This is a genomic window from Curvibacter sp. EU05-FHT14A10 (genome assembly GCF_058791075.1).
On sequence record NZ_JBYTDE010000002.1, the window covers coordinates 545,519 to 560,726 of the forward strand.

The window sequence follows — 15,208 nt, forward strand, 5'->3', positions numbered from 1 at the left end:
ATGACCATCCCCAAACTGCGTGCCACCCAGCAAACCATTGTGTTTGCCCTGTTCATCGTGATGTTCCTGGGCTTCACGGTCCTGCTGCCCGGCTTTTCCAACCTGGACAACCTGCTCACGCTGCTGCAGAACGTGGCCATCCTGGGCATCCTGGGCCTGGGCATGGCGGTGGTGGTCATCGGGCGCGGCATCGACATCTCGATGATTGCCGCGCTGGCCGTACCGGCCGGCCTGATGCTGCAGATGGTCGCCAATGGGCAGTCGATCGCCTCGGCAGGGCTGATGGCGCTGGGCCTGTCGCTGGCTTTTGGCCTGATCAATGGCTGGCTGATCGCCTATGCCGAGGTGCCTTCGCTGTTCACCACCCTGGCCTCGGGCCTGTTTCTGGCCGGCCTGGGGCAGGCGGCCATCTTTCAACTGGAGGTGGTGCAATGGCCCGCGGCGCTGGACGCCGTGGCCGGCATGGGGCGCGGCTCGCTGGGGGGCATCCCCATGCCCGTGGTCATGTTCGCGCTGGCCTCGGCCCTCATGGCCTTGCTGCTGCGCAAGGTGCGCGCCGGCGCCTTCATCTATGCGATAGGCGACAACCCCTTCAGTGCCCGCGCCACCGGCCTGCCCACTCGGCCGGTGATCGTCTTTGAATACGTGCTGGCCGCCTTGATCGGCCTGTTTGCAGGCCTGGTGATGGCCGCCTCGGTCAACAGCATGCCCACCCGCATCTACAACTCGACCATGGTCTATGACGTGGTGCTGGTGGTGGTGTTGGGCGGCATCGGCCTGTCGGGTGGCCGCGGCGGCGTGGCCAACGTGGTGATCGGTACCTTGCTGATCGGCACCATGCTCAACGGCATGACCATCATGGACATTTCTTACTCGGTGCAGAACATCATCAAGGGCCTGGTGCTGCTAGCCGCCATCCTGATCGACTCGGTGCTCAACCCGCGCAACGAAGAGACAGCCCAACAGGGCGACATCTAGAGCCGCCCGCTCCCATTCTGGTTTCGGTATGCCGCACGCCCGGCCTCAGGCGCTTTTGATCCTCAAACAAGCAAGGAGACAAGCATGCACAACGCAGGAAACGCAGGAAAGTGGACGACAACCTTCGCCGGTCTGGCCCTGAGCCTGGGGCTGGCGGGCAGCGCACTGGCCCAGAGCAAGGGCCTGGATGAGCCCTTCCGTGAGGGCTACAAGAAGGCGCTGGCCGGCAAGACCGTGGGCTACATTCCGGTGGCCATGGGCTTTGACCTGGCTCAGGGCTGGTACCAAGGCCTGAAAAAGGAGCTGGAGCCCTCGGGCATGAAAGTGGTGGCCCGTGACCCGAACTGGAACACCAATGCCGGCGCCCAGGCCTTCACCTCGCTGATCGCCGAAAAGCCCGCCGCCATCGTGATCCACAACCCCGATGTGCAAACCTACGCCAAGCTGATCAAGAAGGCCGAGGACGAAGGCATCTACGTGGTGCAGATCAACATGCGCTCGGCCCAGCCCTCCACCGTGTTTGTCGGCGCCGACTGGGTGGACATCGGTGAACGCACCACCACCGCGGTGGTCGAGTCCTGCAAGGGCAAGTCCAACAAGATCGCCATTGTGCAGGGCGCCCCCACGGCAGCCGCCAGTGCCTACACCCTCAAGGGTGTGGAGAACGTGCTGGCCAAGAACCCCACCGTGAAAGTGGTGTCCAACCAGGCCGCCGACTGGGACGCCGCCAAGGCCAAGGCCCTGACCCAGACCGTGCTCAAGCAACACCCTGATCTGTGCGGCATCGTGGGCTTCTGGGACGGCATGGACATCGGCACGGCAGCGGCCATCAAGGAGGCCGGCCTGACGGGCAAGGTGTACCTCGCCACCTCGGGCGGCGGCGAGCAAAAGGGTGCATGCGACATGGTCAAGAGCGGCGGCTTCGACTACGACATCAGCTACGACGTGCCCACGCAGGCCAGCAACATGGCCGCCATGATCAAGTGGCTGGTGCAGAACGGCCTCAAGGCAGGCCAGGCGCGCCAGAACATCTACACCACGCTGATCCCGATCACCAAAGAGAACGCCGGGGCCGACGGCACCTGCTGGAAGCTGGCTGCCAAATAAGCCGCTGCGCCTGTGCGCACATCAACCGAGCCTTGGCGCCCTCTGGGGCCGCCGGGCCGGCCCCCCCAACGCCGGCGCCAGGCCCGCCCTTGCGCCAAGGGCGCCTCACCAATGGATGGAAACCTGCCATGAGTGACCCTTCAAGCACCACCTTGCCCCCCTTGCTGCAGGCCGGCGCGCCGCCGCGCCAGCACGCGGACGCCCCCTCGTGGTCCGAGACGCTGACGCGCCTGCGCTATCGCTACTGGCCCGACCACTGGGTGGGCGAAATCCTGTCCAAGCGCTGGACCGAGACGGCCATCCCGGTGATCCTGCTGCTGGCGGTGCTGATCGCCTCGGGGCAGTTGCTGCCCAACTTCTACAGCCTGGCCGTGATGGCCGACACCTTGCGGCAGGCCGGCGAGGTGGGCTTTGTGGTGCTGGGCCTGGCCCTGGTGATGATCGTGGGCGGCATCGACCTGTCGGTGGGTTCGATCTTTGCACTGACCAATTTCAGCGCGCTGATGATGATGCATGTGCTCAAGTGGCCGGTGCCGGCCGCCGTGCTGGGCACCCTGCTCACGGGCGCGGTCTTGGGGGGCATCAATGGTGTGCTGATCGGCTACCTGCGCCTGCGGGCCTTCCTCACCACCTTGATCACGCTGATCATCTTCCGCTCGCTGTACGAGATCCTGAGCCTGCGCTATTCGACCGAGATCGCCGGCAACCTGCCCGACTCGGCCTGGTGGGATTTCTTGGGCGGCGGCACGTTTCTGGAGATCCCCTCGGTGGCCTGGGTCTATGCCGTGGTGGCCATTGCAGGCCACCTGATGCTGACCCGGCTGCGCTGGGGCTGGCATGTGATGGCCATTGGCGGCTCACGCCGCTCGGCCTACAACTGTGGCATCGCTGTGCGCCGCACCGTGGCCTTGAGCTATGTGGGCAGTGGCGTGCTGACGGCCGTGGGCGGCTGCTTCTTCGCATCGCGGCTGGCCACGGCAGGCGCCGACATCGGCGTGGGCATGGAGGTGCTGGTGTTGACCGCGGCCGTGCTGGGCGGCATCAGCCTGGGCGGTGGGCGCGGCTCGGTGACCAAGGCCCTGGTCGGCACCCTGGTGGTGCTGCTGATCACCAACGGCCTGACCTCCCTGTCGGCCCCCGGCGGCGTGACACGCATGGTGTTGGCGGCCATCCTGATCGCGGCCGCCGCGATCGACGTGCGCTGGCTGAAAAACCGCCACCGCATCATCAGCAAGGTGTACGTGAGCCCCACCTACCTGTGCCTGCCAGCTGCCCCCGACTGCAGTGCCCAGGCGCCCACCGCCTGGGCCGTCAACAACAAGCTGCGCGATGTGGACCTGATCGGACTGGGCCGCATCGAAGCCCCCGAAGACGTGATCCTGGACCGCGACAACCACCTGTATGCGGGCTCGCGCCATGGCGACATCATCCGCTTCAAGGCACCCGACTACCAGGAGATGGAGGTCTTTGCCCACATCGGCGGCCAGCCGCTGGGCATGGCGTTCGACCGCGACTGGAACCTGCTGGTCTGCGTGGGTGGCATGGGCCTGTACAAGGTGACGCCAGAGCGCGAGGTGCACTGCGTGACCGACGAGACCAACCGCAGTTGGGCTTCGATCAACGACGACAGCCGCCTGCGCCTGGCCGACGACCTGGACATCGCGCCCGATGGCCGGATCTTCTTCAGCGAGGCCACCACCCGCTATGAAATGCACGAATGGCCGGTGGACGGCTTGGAGGCCCGCGGCAACGGCCGCATCGTGTGCCACGACCCGCGTGACGGCAGCACCCGCACCCTGCTGCGCGGGCTGAAGTTTCCCAACGGCATCTGCGTGGGCAGCGACGGCCAGTCCATCCTGTTTGCCGAGACCTGGGGTTGCTGCGTCAAGCGCTATTGGTTTGACGGGCCACGCCAGGGCCAGGTCGAGGTGGTGCTGGACAACCTGCCGGGCTACCCCGACAACATCAACCTGGCCTCTGACGGGCACTACTGGATGGCCCTGGTGGGCATGCGCGCGCCGGCCTACGACCTGGCCATGCGCATGCCGGGCTTCAGGCGCCGCATGGCCAAGCGGGTGCCGGTGGACGAATGGCTGTTCCCCAACATCAACACCGGCTGCGTGCTCAAGTTCAGCGAGCGCGGCGAAGTGCTTGAAACCCTGTGGGACCTGGGCGGCGAGAACCACCCCATGATCACCTCGATGCGCGAGCACCGGGGCTACCTGTACCTGGGCGGCATTTCCAACAACCGCATCGGCCGCTACAAGCTGCCCGACGCCAAGGCGGATTTCGCCCACTACGAACAACGCTGGGAGCAACGCTGATGCTGGCCACCTTCAGACAACTGAGCGACCGCTTTCTGGGCCGGGGCGATGCCGCCATCACCGTGCCGGTGATGGATGGCGCCCTGAAGCCCAACCGGGCCCTGGACGAGGCCCAGGTGGTGGCCCATCTGCCGGGTCTGAACGACCTGGCCAGCGACGGGCGCCAGCTTTGGATGAGCGCCGGCAATGCGCTGTATCGCCTGGACCAGGACGCCGGGCCCGTGGAGCAACTGCGCTTTGACCGCCCCATCACCGCGCTGGCCCTGCAAGGGCCTGAACGCCTGGCCGTGGCCCTGGGCGGCAGCGAGTTGCGCATCCTGTACCGCCCCAACCAAGACCCGGTGTGGCACACCGAGGCCAGCCTGCAGACACTGGCGGGCACGCCGCTGCTCAGCGTCAACGCGTTGAGCTTTGACACCCAGGGGCGGCTGTTGTTCAGTGAAGGCTCCTCACATCACGGCACCGAGGCCTGGTGCCACGACCTGATGGCCCTGGGCCACACGGGTCGGGTCGGCTGCTGGACACCGGGCACACCGCAGGCCGACCTGCTGGCCCAGGGGCTGCGTCATGCCTTTGGCGTGCTGGCGCTGGGCTCGCGGGTGCTGGTCAGCGAAAGCTGGCATCACCGGGTGCTGGACCTGAGCGGCGCCGGCCCGCGCCAGGGCCACTTGCTGAGCGCTGAACTGGTGGGCTACCCCTCGCGCATGGCGGTGGATGACCGTGGCGGCTTCTGGCTCAGCTGCTTTGTGTGCCGCTCGCAACTGGTCGAGTTCGTGCTGCGCGAGCCGGCCTACCGCCAACGCATGATGGCCGAGATCGATCCACGCCACTGGATCGCACCTGCGCTGTCATCGGGCCAAAGTTTTCTGGAGCCGCTGCAGGGTGCAGGCGTCAAACAGATGGGCGTGCTCAAACCCTGGGCCCCTCCGCACTCCTATGGGCTGGTGCTCAGGGTGGCGGCCGATGGTCGGGTGCTGTCGTCTCTGCACAGCCAGGTGGACGGACAGCACCACGGCATCACGGCGGTGGCCCAGGTGGGCATGGTCTTGTATGTGGCCTCGCGCGGTGCGGGGCGCTTGTTGCGGCTGGACGCCCAGCCGACAGGGAGTCAGACATGACGGTTTCTCAGCTGGATTCCACCCACACCCCCTCACCCGCCCCCCTGGCCGACGAGGTGGTGCTGGAACTGCGCCAGGCCACCAAGAAGTACGGCGGTGTGCCAGCCGTCGACGGCGTCAATTTCGATCTGCGGCGCGGTGAGATCCACGCCCTGCTGGGCGAGAACGGCGCCGGCAAATCCACCCTGACCAAGATCATGGCCGGTGTGGTGGCGCTGAGCGAAGGGCAGATGCTGGTAGAAGGGCGCGAGGTCCAGCTCAAGACCCCGCTGGAGGCCCGCGACGCGGGCATTGCCATGGTGTTCCAGGAGACCAGCCTGGTCCCCACCATGACCGTGGCACAGAACCTGTTCCTGGGGCAAGAGCACTTCTTCAACCGCTTGCGCGGGGTGTACATCTCGGCGCAGCAGTTTCTGCAATCGCTCAACTTCGATGTCGACCCCACGGCCACGGTGAGCCTGCTGGGCGCCGCCAAGAAACAGATGGTGGAGATTGCCCGCGCCGTGCTGCATCAGGCCCGAATCATCATCTTTGACGAGCCCACGGCCAGCCTGACCCCCGAAGAGAAGAAATACTTCTTCGACCTGATGCTCAACCTCAAGGCACGCGGCGTGTCGGTGATCTTCATCTCGCATGCGCTGGAAGAGGCGCTGCTGCTGGCCGACCGCATCACCGTGCTGCGCGATGGCCAGCACGTGGTGACTGACCTCAAACAGAACTTCGACCGCGCCCGCATCATCCAGGCCATGGTGGGCCGCGACCTGTCGCAAACCCTGTACGGGCAAAAGAAGACCCAGGTCCGGGCCCAGGGGGACTGCGTGCTGTCGGTGCGCAACCTGCGCATGGCCTCGATGGTGAAAAACAACTCGCTGTCGGTGTTTGCAGGCCAGGTGACGGGTGTGTTCGGACTGGTGGGGGCAGGCCGCACCGAGACCTTCAAGGTGGTGGCCGGCCTGATCAAGCGCGACTTCTTTCACGGCGGCGAGGTGCTGCTGCGCGGGCGCCCGGTGCGCTACCGCGTGGCACGCCAGGCCGTGGCCGATGGCATCGCCTACATCACCGAAGACCGCAAGGTGGAGGGCTTTTTCGAGACCATGTCCATCACCCAGAACATCTACATGGGCTGGCTGGGCAAGCTCGGCTCGATGGTAGGCCTGCTCGACCCGGGCCGCGCTGCCCGCATGGGCGAGCACTGGAGCCAGCTGCTCAATGTGCGCGCCATCAGCCGCGACGTGAAGGTGATCGAACTGTCGGGCGGCAACCAGCAAAAGGTGGTGATCGCCAAATCACTGGTGCAAGACCCCGATGTGATCATCTTTGACGAGCCCACCCGCGGCGTGGACGTGGGGGCCATCACCGAGATCCATGCCGAAATCAACCGACTGGCCGATGCCGGCAAAGCCGTGGTGGTGATCTCGTCCTATCTGCCCGAGGTGATGGCCCTGTCCGACCGCATCCTGGTGGCCAAACAAGGCAAAGTGGTGGTCGAGTTCTCTGCCGAGCAGGCCAGCCAGGAAGCGATCATGTACGCGGCCATCCACTGATTTCACAGGCCGCCACCGACGGCAGCTGGGCACCCCAATTGGCATTCAAGGCGGCCGAATCCCAGACACCTGCTTCAGACGCCGGGTCGGAACGGTCTACCGCTTGCCACACCACTCGGCAAGCGCCCGCACGGCACGGATGACTTCGTCCTCTGTGTTGTAGAAGTGAGGCGCGATGCGCAACACGTCATTGCGGGCCGAAGTGATGAAGCCAGATTGCCGCAGATGCTGTTCGCTGGATGCGGCATCCTGTACCAGGATGGCCGTGTTCAGGGTGCCCACCCTGAGGTCGCTCACCACGGGCTTCAGACCCAGGCGCCGGGCCTCCTGACGACCTATTTGCGACAGTTCCAACAGGTAGCCCTGCACTTCAACGCAGTCCATGGCGTTCAACAGTTGCAACCCAGCCCGCGCTGCGTAGGCGTTGACCATGGGGGGCGTGCCAGTGTTGAAGCGATTGGCATTGTCGGAAAAATCCAGTTTCCGGATATCGAACGCGAACGGCTCTCGGCGGCCAAACCAACCGGTGTGGGTGGGCTGCAGTGTCGTGGCCAGACCGGGCCGCACGTAAAGAAAGGCGATGCCGGGACAGCCCAACATGAACTTCTGTGCACCAGCCACCAGGATGTCCACCTGGTCGCGTTCGACATCGATGTCGAGCGCGCCCGCCGACTGGTAAGCATCCACGAAGACGATGGCGCCATGGTGGCGCGCGAGCTGCCGGATCGCCGCCAGGTCCTGGATGTAACCCGTGTCATAGGCCACATGAGAGACATGGATGAGCAGGGTGCGGTCGTCGATCACAGCCTCCAGACACGCGGGGGTGACGCATCTGTCAGCCTGGGCGGTGGCGAATCGGACACGCGCTCCGCGAGGCTCCTGGGCCAGCCAAACGTGGCCCTGTGACGGGAAATCGCTCTCACCGACCACCACGCACTCCTTGCCGGGCTCGAACCTCAGTGCGCTGCCCACGGCGCTGGTCGCGTCGGCCACCGAGCCAGCCACAGCAATGTCCTGGGGCTTTGCGCCGATCAGGCGTGCAAATTCGGCCTTGGCCCCGTCGACGGCCAGCATCCAGCCGGCCCAGTCCATACCCTGGGTCTGCCAGCTCTCGAGGTAGGCCTGAACCGCCTCGATCACCGGCACGGACAACGCGCTCTGGGAGCAACTGGAGAGCTGGGCCTGGTGATCCAGGATGGGGAATTGACTGCGGAAGGCGGCAAACGGGTGGTGCATGGCGTCACATGAGCAAAGTGATTGAGGTAGGCGCAGCGTAGGACGGCGTCATGGTGGGGTCTGCCAAGCGCTTTACACAACAGGGCGAGGGCACAATCGGTGGAATCAGCCGCCTGAGTCGATCACCCGAAACCAAGCCCATGAGCCCCCCAGTGAGTGAACCCCAAAGCGCCTGCACCTTTTGGCTCGGAGAGCCCCGGCACGACTGGGCTTCGCTGATTGCCGATCGACCCGCCAGGCCGCTGCGTCGGGGAGCCGTCCTCTACACGCAGGGCGACCTGTTTCGGGCGCTTCACATCGTGCTGCGCGGGCGGATCCGGCTGGTGCGCTACACCCCCGATGGCCACGAGCGGCATCTGATGGTCATCGGGCCCGGTGGCTTGCTGGGTGACGAAGGAGCATCTCAATCTGGGTTCCATGCCTGCACGGCGGTGGCCTCGTCCGAGGCCCTGGTGGTCGAGTTGCCCTGGCCGCAGGCGATGGCAGACCTGCAGGCCGAGCCCACGCTGCTGGGTCAGTACCTGGCGTTCTCGAACCAGCGCTTGCAGGCGCTGCTGATGCACCATGACCTGCTCAGCCATGGCGGCGCAGGCCGACGGGTTGCCACCGCCCTGCTGGGCTTGCTCCACTCACACGGGCAGGCCCACCCCGCGGGGCGCCTGATCCGGATCAACTTCACACAGGAGGAAATGGCCTGCCTGTGCAGCCTCTCACGCATGAGTGTGTCCAGCGTGATGACAGAGTTGCTCAGGCGACGGGTCCTGTCCCGCGAAGGCCGCCTTTATGTGGCCATGGACCCCGCCGCATTGCAGGCGCTGGCTCAGGCCTGACCGAACCACGCCCCAAGGGCTCAAGACTCTGACTGCGCCAGGCAGTTCTTCAGGTAGTCGAGAAACGTCAGCACCACCCCTGGCAGGGTTCGACCCACCAGCGTCTGCAATTCGATGCTGCGACTCTCCAGGCCCGCATCGCGGATGGGCAGGCCGACCATGCGTCCTTCCCTGAGAAAGTGCCGCACCGAGACCTCGCCGGCAATCGACGCGATACCGCTGGAGAGCACCAGCCTGTGCAGCGTCGCAGCACAGTTGCTCGCCACCGTCGGCTCGATCAGCAGCCCGCGTCGACTGCAGGTGATGTCAAAGATCTGCCTCAGGCTGGTCTCCTGGGTCGGCAATGCCAAGGGGTGGGCGGCCAGCTGCGAAAGGCTGAGGCTCTTCTTGCTGGCCAAAGGGTGGTCGGGGCGCATGATCACCAGGATCGGCGCGGCAAGCCGATGCTCCACCTTGATCTCGCGCTGCGCCAGGCGATTGAAGGCGAGGCCAATGTCGGCCTCTCCGTTGCGAACCCGCTCGGTCACCTCGTCAGGGCCGGACACGTTCATGTTGAAGGTGATGCCGGGGTATTTCTTCTGGAACTCAATGATGACGGAAGGCAGGAAATCAATGGCGAAGCCTTCCGTGCAGGCCAGGCTGACCTTGCCCCGCTTCAGCCCCTGCAGGGCCACGATGTCGGCCACCACACGGTCGGCCTCCAGGGCGGCACGGCGGGCGTGAGCCGCCAGCATCTCACCCGCAGCACTCAACACCATGCCCCGGGGTCGGCGCTCGAACAGCGTCACTTCAAGCACGTCTTCCAGCGCACTGATCTGTCGGCTGATGGCCGAGGCAGCGACGAACAGCCGCTCTGAGGCCTGGGTGATCGAACCACAGCGCGCCACCTCCAGAAAGTACCGCAACGAGGTTTCCTTGAGGTGATCGGACTTCATGGGTTTCGATATGGTTTGCCAAAACGGCAATTAAAGCATGTTAATTATCTAATGGTGGCAAATGTCTCATCGCCCTATTCTTCGCGTCACACAAGCCGAACACCCCATACGGAGACCCGATTCAAGGGCAGACAAAGATGAAGCAGGCAGCGATCAGCACCTTTAACGACCAAGGCCGCCAACGGGCCATCGACGCGGCGACGCGCCTGTTTGACACGGGCCGCTTTCAGGCGCTGCTGGCCCAGCGGGTGGCCATGCGAACAGAAAGCCAGAAGGCCGAGAGCCTGCCCATCCTGCACGCCTACCTGGAGGAACTGATCGGCCCGGAACTGCAGGCCATCGGTTTTGAAGTGCGCATCGAACCGAACCCGGAAGCTGGCAAAAGCCCTTTTCTGATCGCCTCCCGCATCGAAGATGTGGCGGCCTGCACGGTGCTGATGTATGGCCATGGCGACGTCGTCAACGGTTACGACACGCAATGGCGTACGGGCCTGTCGCCCTGGCAACTGACGGTGGAAGGGCCCCGGTGGTACGGCCGCGGCATTGCGGACAACAAGGTGCAACACAGCATCAACGTGTCGGCCTTGGGCGAGGTCATCCGTGCGCGCGGTGGCCGCTTGGGCTTCAACGTGAAGATCCTGCTGGAGATGGGCGAGGAAGCCGGCTCACCCGGCCTGCACGAGTTCTGCGCCAGGCACCGGCACACCTTGAGCGCCGATGTCTTCGTGGCCTCGGATGGGCCTCGTCTCAATGCCGCCTCACCCACCGTGTTCCTCGGTGCCCGAGGGGGCCTCAACTTCAACCTGCACGTGCGGGCGCGGGAAGGGGGTCACCATTCGGGCAACTGGGGTGGGTTGTTGCGCAACCCGGGCATCCGCCTGGCACACGCCATCGCCAGCATGGTCGATGCCAAGGGGCGCATCCTGGTCCCCGGCCTGCTGCCGGACAGCCTGCCGGACAACGTGCGGGAGGCTTTACAGACCATCGAGGTGGGGACAGACCCCGGAGCACCCGAGATCGACCCCGACTGGGGCGAGCCCGGCCTCAGCCCGACCGAACGGGTGTTCGGGTGGAACAGCTTCGAGGTCATCGCGTTCAAGACCGGCAACCCCGAAGCGCCCGTCAATGCCATTCCACCGCATGCATTTGCCCAATGCCAGATCCGCTATGTGGTCGGCAGCGACAACACCCGGTTTCTGGAACACCTGCGTCGCCACCTGGACGCACACGGCTTTCAGGATGTCGAACTCAGTCAGGCCGGCTCTGAGGCCATGGCCACACGCCTGGACCCGAGCGATCCGTGGGTTCGGTGGTGCCTTGCTTCGCTCAGGCAGACCACCGGCAGGGCCCCCAGCCTGCTGCCCAACCTGGGAGGCTCCTTGCCCAACGATGCCTTTGCCGACGTTCTGGGATTGCCCACCCTGTGGGTGCCGCACTCCTATCCCGGCTGCGCCCAGCATGCACCGAACGAGCATGTGCTCGCCAGCGTCACCAGAGAGGGCCTTCAGATCATGGCCGGCCTCTTCTGGGACCTGGGTGAACAAGGCCATCAGGTGATGCAAGCGCGGCGTGCCGCCATTGCCAACAGCACCAGCAGCGTCGGCGCCGCCGACTGAGGCTGGAACCGACTGCCCCATCCAACCGGTGGCCGCTCCACGGGCCGCTGACAGGTTTCCCCACGACCCTCAGAAAGCACACATGAAAAAACACAAGCTTCTTTGCGCCACGTTCAGTTTGGCGGGCCTCGCATGTCACGCCCAGAGCACCGGTGCCTCATCGGTGTCCATCTACGGCATCCTGGACACCGGGGTCAGCTACACCAATCGGATCCAATCAGGGAGCGCCACCACACCAGGCTCGATGTGGTCGGTGCTGCCGGGCGCCATGCAGGCATCGCGCCTGGGTTACCGGGGGCGTGAGGACCTTGGCGGCGGCATCAGCGCCGTGTTCGCCCTCGAATCGGGCCTCAACATGAACAGCGGCAGCTTCGCACAAGGCGGTATCGCTTTTGGCCGCAAGTCCATTGTGGGCCTGAACACCCCCTGGGGTGCCTTGCTGGTCGGACGCCAGACCGACCCCCTGGATGACATGGGCACCCTGTCGTCCACGATCGATTTCGGCTCTCAGGCGGCCCCAATCCACGGCCTGGACCGCACCTACGCCGATCGGACCAACAACTCGATCCGTTACAACTCGGTGCGTCAAGGCGGGCTGCAAGGAACCGCCATGGTCGGCCTGGGTGGCAATGCGGGCGACAGCCAGGCGGGCCAGACCGTGGCACTCGGCCTCGACTACCAGCAACAGGCGCTGCGCCTGGCTGGCGCCTTCTATCAGACCCGACTCGGTGCCACCTCTGCCGATGCCAGTGCCGCCAACATCGGTGCCAACAAGGGGGGCGCGGGCGACGTGGCGCTGCGCACCTGGACATTGGGTGCAGCCTACCAGTGGGGTGTCGTCCGCCTGCATGGCACCTACTCGGACACGCGCCAGCCCCTGGCCATCGCCAGCACCTCGCGTGACTTGAAGGGTGCCTCCGCTCGCCAGTCCACGATCCTGGACCTCGGTGCCAGCTGGGCCGTCACGCCCAATCTCAACCTCAATGCCAGCATCATCCGCAACCAGGTCGACTTCGTGGCCGCGGCCGGAGGCCGACTGAACCAGCTGAACCTGGGCCTGGATTACTACCTGTCGAAGAGAACCGATCTGTATTTCAACACCGGATACCTGGGTGCCAAGTCCATGAATTCGCCGGGACTGAGCGATGGGGTCCCTGGTGCTGATCGTTCACAACGCATGATCCGCGCCGGCATCCGGCACAAGTTTTGACCCGCCTCCGGTGTCAACGCCTCACAACAACAACACCCTCACCTCCCATGCCCACCCCCTCCTCATCCCTGCGTCGCCGATCATTGATCGCGGCCGCCGCTGCACCCTGGATGGCCAGTTCGTGGCACAGTGCGCAAGCCCAGTCCTGGCCCAGCAAGCCGATCCGCCTGGTGGTGCCCTTTGCCCCCGGCGGCGCATCGGACACCATCGCCCGCCTGATTTCCGATCAGTTGCCCCGTCGTCTCGGGCAGCCCGTGGTGATCGACAACAAACCCGGTGGCTCCACCATCATCGGCGTCGACGCCGTCGCCAAAGCAGCCCCCGACGGCTACACCCTCCTGCTCGCAGGGGTTGGCAGCTACAGCGTGCTGCCCGCCCTGCGCAAGAACCTGCCGTTTCAGATCGACCGGGATCTGGCCATGTTGGCCTTGGTCAGCTACACCCCGAACGTGCTGGTCACCGCGTCGAACAAGCCCTATGCCTCGCTGGCCGACTTCATCCGCCAGGCCAAGGCCAAACCAGGCGACCTGCGCTATGTCACCTATGGTGAAGGCGGGGCCAACCATCTGTGCGGTGTGATGCTGGAGAACGCGGCCGGCATCAAGATGGATGCCATTCCCTACAAGGGGGCGGCAGATGCCAAGCTGGCCCTGCTTCGAGGCGATGTGGATCTGAGCTTCGAAACACTGGCCAGCGTGGGCGGCGAACTGCGCTCGGGCCGCCTGCGGGCCCTGGCCATCGGCAGCCCCGAACGCAGCAAGCTGCTCCCCAGCGTGGCGAGCCTGGCCGAGTTGGGGCTGGGCCAGGCCGCCGTTCAACCCTTCTTCGGATTCTCGATGCCCAGCGGCACGCCGCAGGCCATCCGTGACCGCCTCAGCCGCGAGCTGATCGACATCATGTCCCAACCCGAGGCGCGCGACCGCTCCACCGCAGCCTTCCTGGAGCCCGTCGCACTCGGCCCGGACGAGATGCGCACGCTGGTGAACCGCGAAACCGAAAGCTTCCGCCGCGTGGCTCAGCAACTGAAGCTGAATCTCGATTGACACGCGTGCATGCATCCACCCCATTTTTCATCGGAGACCTTCATGCCCCCTGCCAGCCTGACCCCAGCCCAGTCGTCGCCCAGTGCGCCGCTGCCCTCTTTGAACCTCGATGGCATCAGCGCCGCCATGGTGCAGCTTGGCTGTGAAACCCTTGAGCCCACGCTCAGCTTTTTCACCCATCAGCTGGGCATGCGGGTGCTGGCCATCTTTCCGGCCGATAACCCCAAGACCGCCCTGGTGGTGGGGCACGGCATCACCCTGCAGCTCTCGGTGGGGGTGCCCAACGCTGCGCCACGCCTGACCCTGCTGTGTCGTGATCCGGCGGCCGTGGCCGGCGGGCGCCTCGTGCTGTCGGCGCCCAATGGCACGGCGGTTCATCTGGCCCCGGTAGACCCCGAGATGAGGCTGCCCGCCACCGTTCAGTCCCTGGTCATCAGCCAACACGGCGCTGCCACTCACTGGAGCGTGGGTCGCGCCGGCCTGCGCTACCGCGACCTGCTGCCAGACCGCCACGGCGGTGCCTTCATTGCCTCCCACATCCGGATCCTGGACGGCGGTGTCGTGCCTGATTACGAGCACTATCACAAGGTCCGGTTCCAAATGATCTTCTGCCGCAAGGGCTGGGTCAAAGTGGCGTACGAAGGCCAGGGCGAACCGCTGGTGATGCAAGCTGGCGACTGCGTACTTCAACCCCCGTTGATCCGTCACCGGGTGATGGAAAGCTCGGCGGGTGCCGAGGTGATCGAGATCGGTACGCCGGCCGAACACATCACCATCGCAGACCATGCGATGTCCTTGCCGTCGGATCACCTGTTGCCGCCCGCGCATGAATTCGGCGGCCAGCGCTTTGTCTTTCATCAGGCGCGTAGCGCCCCTTGGAAGCCATGGCGTCTGGCAGGCCTGTCCTGCCAGGACACCGGCATCGGCGAGGCCACCAAAGGCCTGGCCGGTGTGCGCGTGATCCGGCCTGAAGGCCTGGGCGCTGCCATGATCCCCGATCAGCAGCATGAAACTGAATTCTGTTTCTATTTTGTGCTGTCGGGTCAATTGGATTTCTGCCATGGTCAAGAGCGCCTGACCTTGAAGAGCGACGACAGCGTCACCGTACCAGGGGCCCTGCGATACGGATTCGCCAAGGCGAGCGAAGACCTTCAGTTGCTCGAAGTCACGCTGCCGGACGCCGTCCACCTCTCGCCCCTGATCGAAGAATCAGAGGTTTGCCAAGCCTGAACCCGCAACGCCAGTCACGGCACAACACTTTCTCCAG

The 15,208-nt window shown here is 65.1% G+C and carries 12 protein-coding genes; 10 read left to right on the forward strand and 2 right to left on the reverse strand.

Annotated elements, in window-relative coordinates; all coding sequences use genetic code 11:
- The 5 genes from AC3WUT_RS05625 to AC3WUT_RS05645 all read left to right on the forward strand — a co-directional run bounded on the left by AC3WUT_RS05625 (nt 1) and on the right by AC3WUT_RS05645 (nt 7,071).
- Entirely contained in the window at nt 1–978 is a 978-nt protein-coding gene (locus tag AC3WUT_RS05625) for an ABC transporter permease (RefSeq protein ID WP_492346087.1), read from the forward strand.
- Between the two features lie 84 nt (nt 979–1,062).
- Complete coding sequence (locus tag AC3WUT_RS05630) at nt 1,063–2,085, forward strand: sugar ABC transporter substrate-binding protein (RefSeq protein ID WP_492346088.1); 1,023 nt, start codon at nt 1,063–1,065, stop codon at nt 2,083–2,085.
- 128 nt (nt 2,086–2,213) lie between these two features.
- A complete protein-coding gene (locus AC3WUT_RS05635) occupies nt 2,214–4,409 on the forward strand; it encodes an ABC transporter permease (protein ID WP_492346089.1) in 2,196 nt (731 codons plus the stop codon).
- Nucleotides 4,409–5,527, forward strand: coding sequence for an SMP-30/gluconolactonase/LRE family protein (locus AC3WUT_RS05640; protein ID WP_492346090.1), 1,119 nt, complete (start codon nt 4,409–4,411; stop codon nt 5,525–5,527). Before AC3WUT_RS05635 ends, AC3WUT_RS05640 begins: the two co-directional genes overlap by 1 nt.
- Nucleotides 5,524–7,071, forward strand: coding sequence for a sugar ABC transporter ATP-binding protein (locus AC3WUT_RS05645; protein ID WP_492346091.1), 1,548 nt, complete (start codon nt 5,524–5,526; stop codon nt 7,069–7,071). The genes AC3WUT_RS05640 and AC3WUT_RS05645 overlap by 4 nt, the downstream gene beginning before the upstream one ends.
- 96 nt (nt 7,072–7,167) lie before the next feature.
- On the opposite strand, the gene AC3WUT_RS05650 is transcribed toward AC3WUT_RS05645, so the two are convergent.
- A complete protein-coding gene (locus tag AC3WUT_RS05650; RefSeq protein WP_492346092.1) occupies nt 7,168–8,307 on the reverse strand; it encodes an aminotransferase class V-fold PLP-dependent enzyme in 1,140 nt (379 codons plus the stop codon).
- Nucleotides 8,308–8,459: 152 nt separating this feature from the next.
- On the opposite strand from AC3WUT_RS05650, the gene AC3WUT_RS05655 reads away from it, so the two are divergent.
- A complete protein-coding gene (locus AC3WUT_RS05655; protein WP_492346093.1) occupies nt 8,460–9,137 on the forward strand; it encodes a Crp/Fnr family transcriptional regulator in 678 nt (225 codons plus the stop codon).
- 20 nt (nt 9,138–9,157) lie between these two features.
- On the opposite strand, the gene AC3WUT_RS05660 is transcribed toward AC3WUT_RS05655, so the two are convergent.
- Nucleotides 9,158–10,072, reverse strand: a complete 915-nt coding sequence (locus tag AC3WUT_RS05660; protein WP_492346094.1) for a LysR family transcriptional regulator — start codon at nt 10,070–10,072, stop codon at nt 9,158–9,160.
- Between the two features lie 137 nt (nt 10,073–10,209).
- Between AC3WUT_RS05660 and AC3WUT_RS05665 the strand changes: the two genes are divergently transcribed.
- The 4 genes from AC3WUT_RS05665 to AC3WUT_RS05680 all read left to right on the forward strand — a co-directional run bounded on the left by AC3WUT_RS05665 (nt 10,210) and on the right by AC3WUT_RS05680 (nt 15,171).
- A complete protein-coding gene (locus AC3WUT_RS05665; RefSeq protein ID WP_492346095.1) occupies nt 10,210–11,688 on the forward strand; it encodes a M20 family metallopeptidase in 1,479 nt (492 codons plus the stop codon).
- 82 nt (nt 11,689–11,770) lie between these two features.
- The gene (locus AC3WUT_RS05670) at nt 11,771–12,898 is read left to right on the forward strand and encodes a porin (RefSeq protein WP_492346096.1); all 1,128 of its coding nucleotides are present in this window, start codon (nt 11,771–11,773) and stop codon (nt 12,896–12,898) included.
- Between the two features lie 47 nt (nt 12,899–12,945).
- Complete coding sequence (locus tag AC3WUT_RS05675) at nt 12,946–13,941, forward strand: Bug family tripartite tricarboxylate transporter substrate binding protein (RefSeq protein ID WP_492346097.1); 996 nt, start codon at nt 12,946–12,948, stop codon at nt 13,939–13,941.
- Nucleotides 13,942–13,983: 42 nt separating this feature from the next.
- Nucleotides 13,984–15,171 (forward strand): cupin domain-containing protein, encoded by a 1,188-nt coding sequence (locus AC3WUT_RS05680; RefSeq protein ID WP_492346098.1) that lies wholly within the window; start codon nt 13,984–13,986, stop codon nt 15,169–15,171.
- Nucleotides 15,172–15,208: the final 37 nt, after the last annotated feature.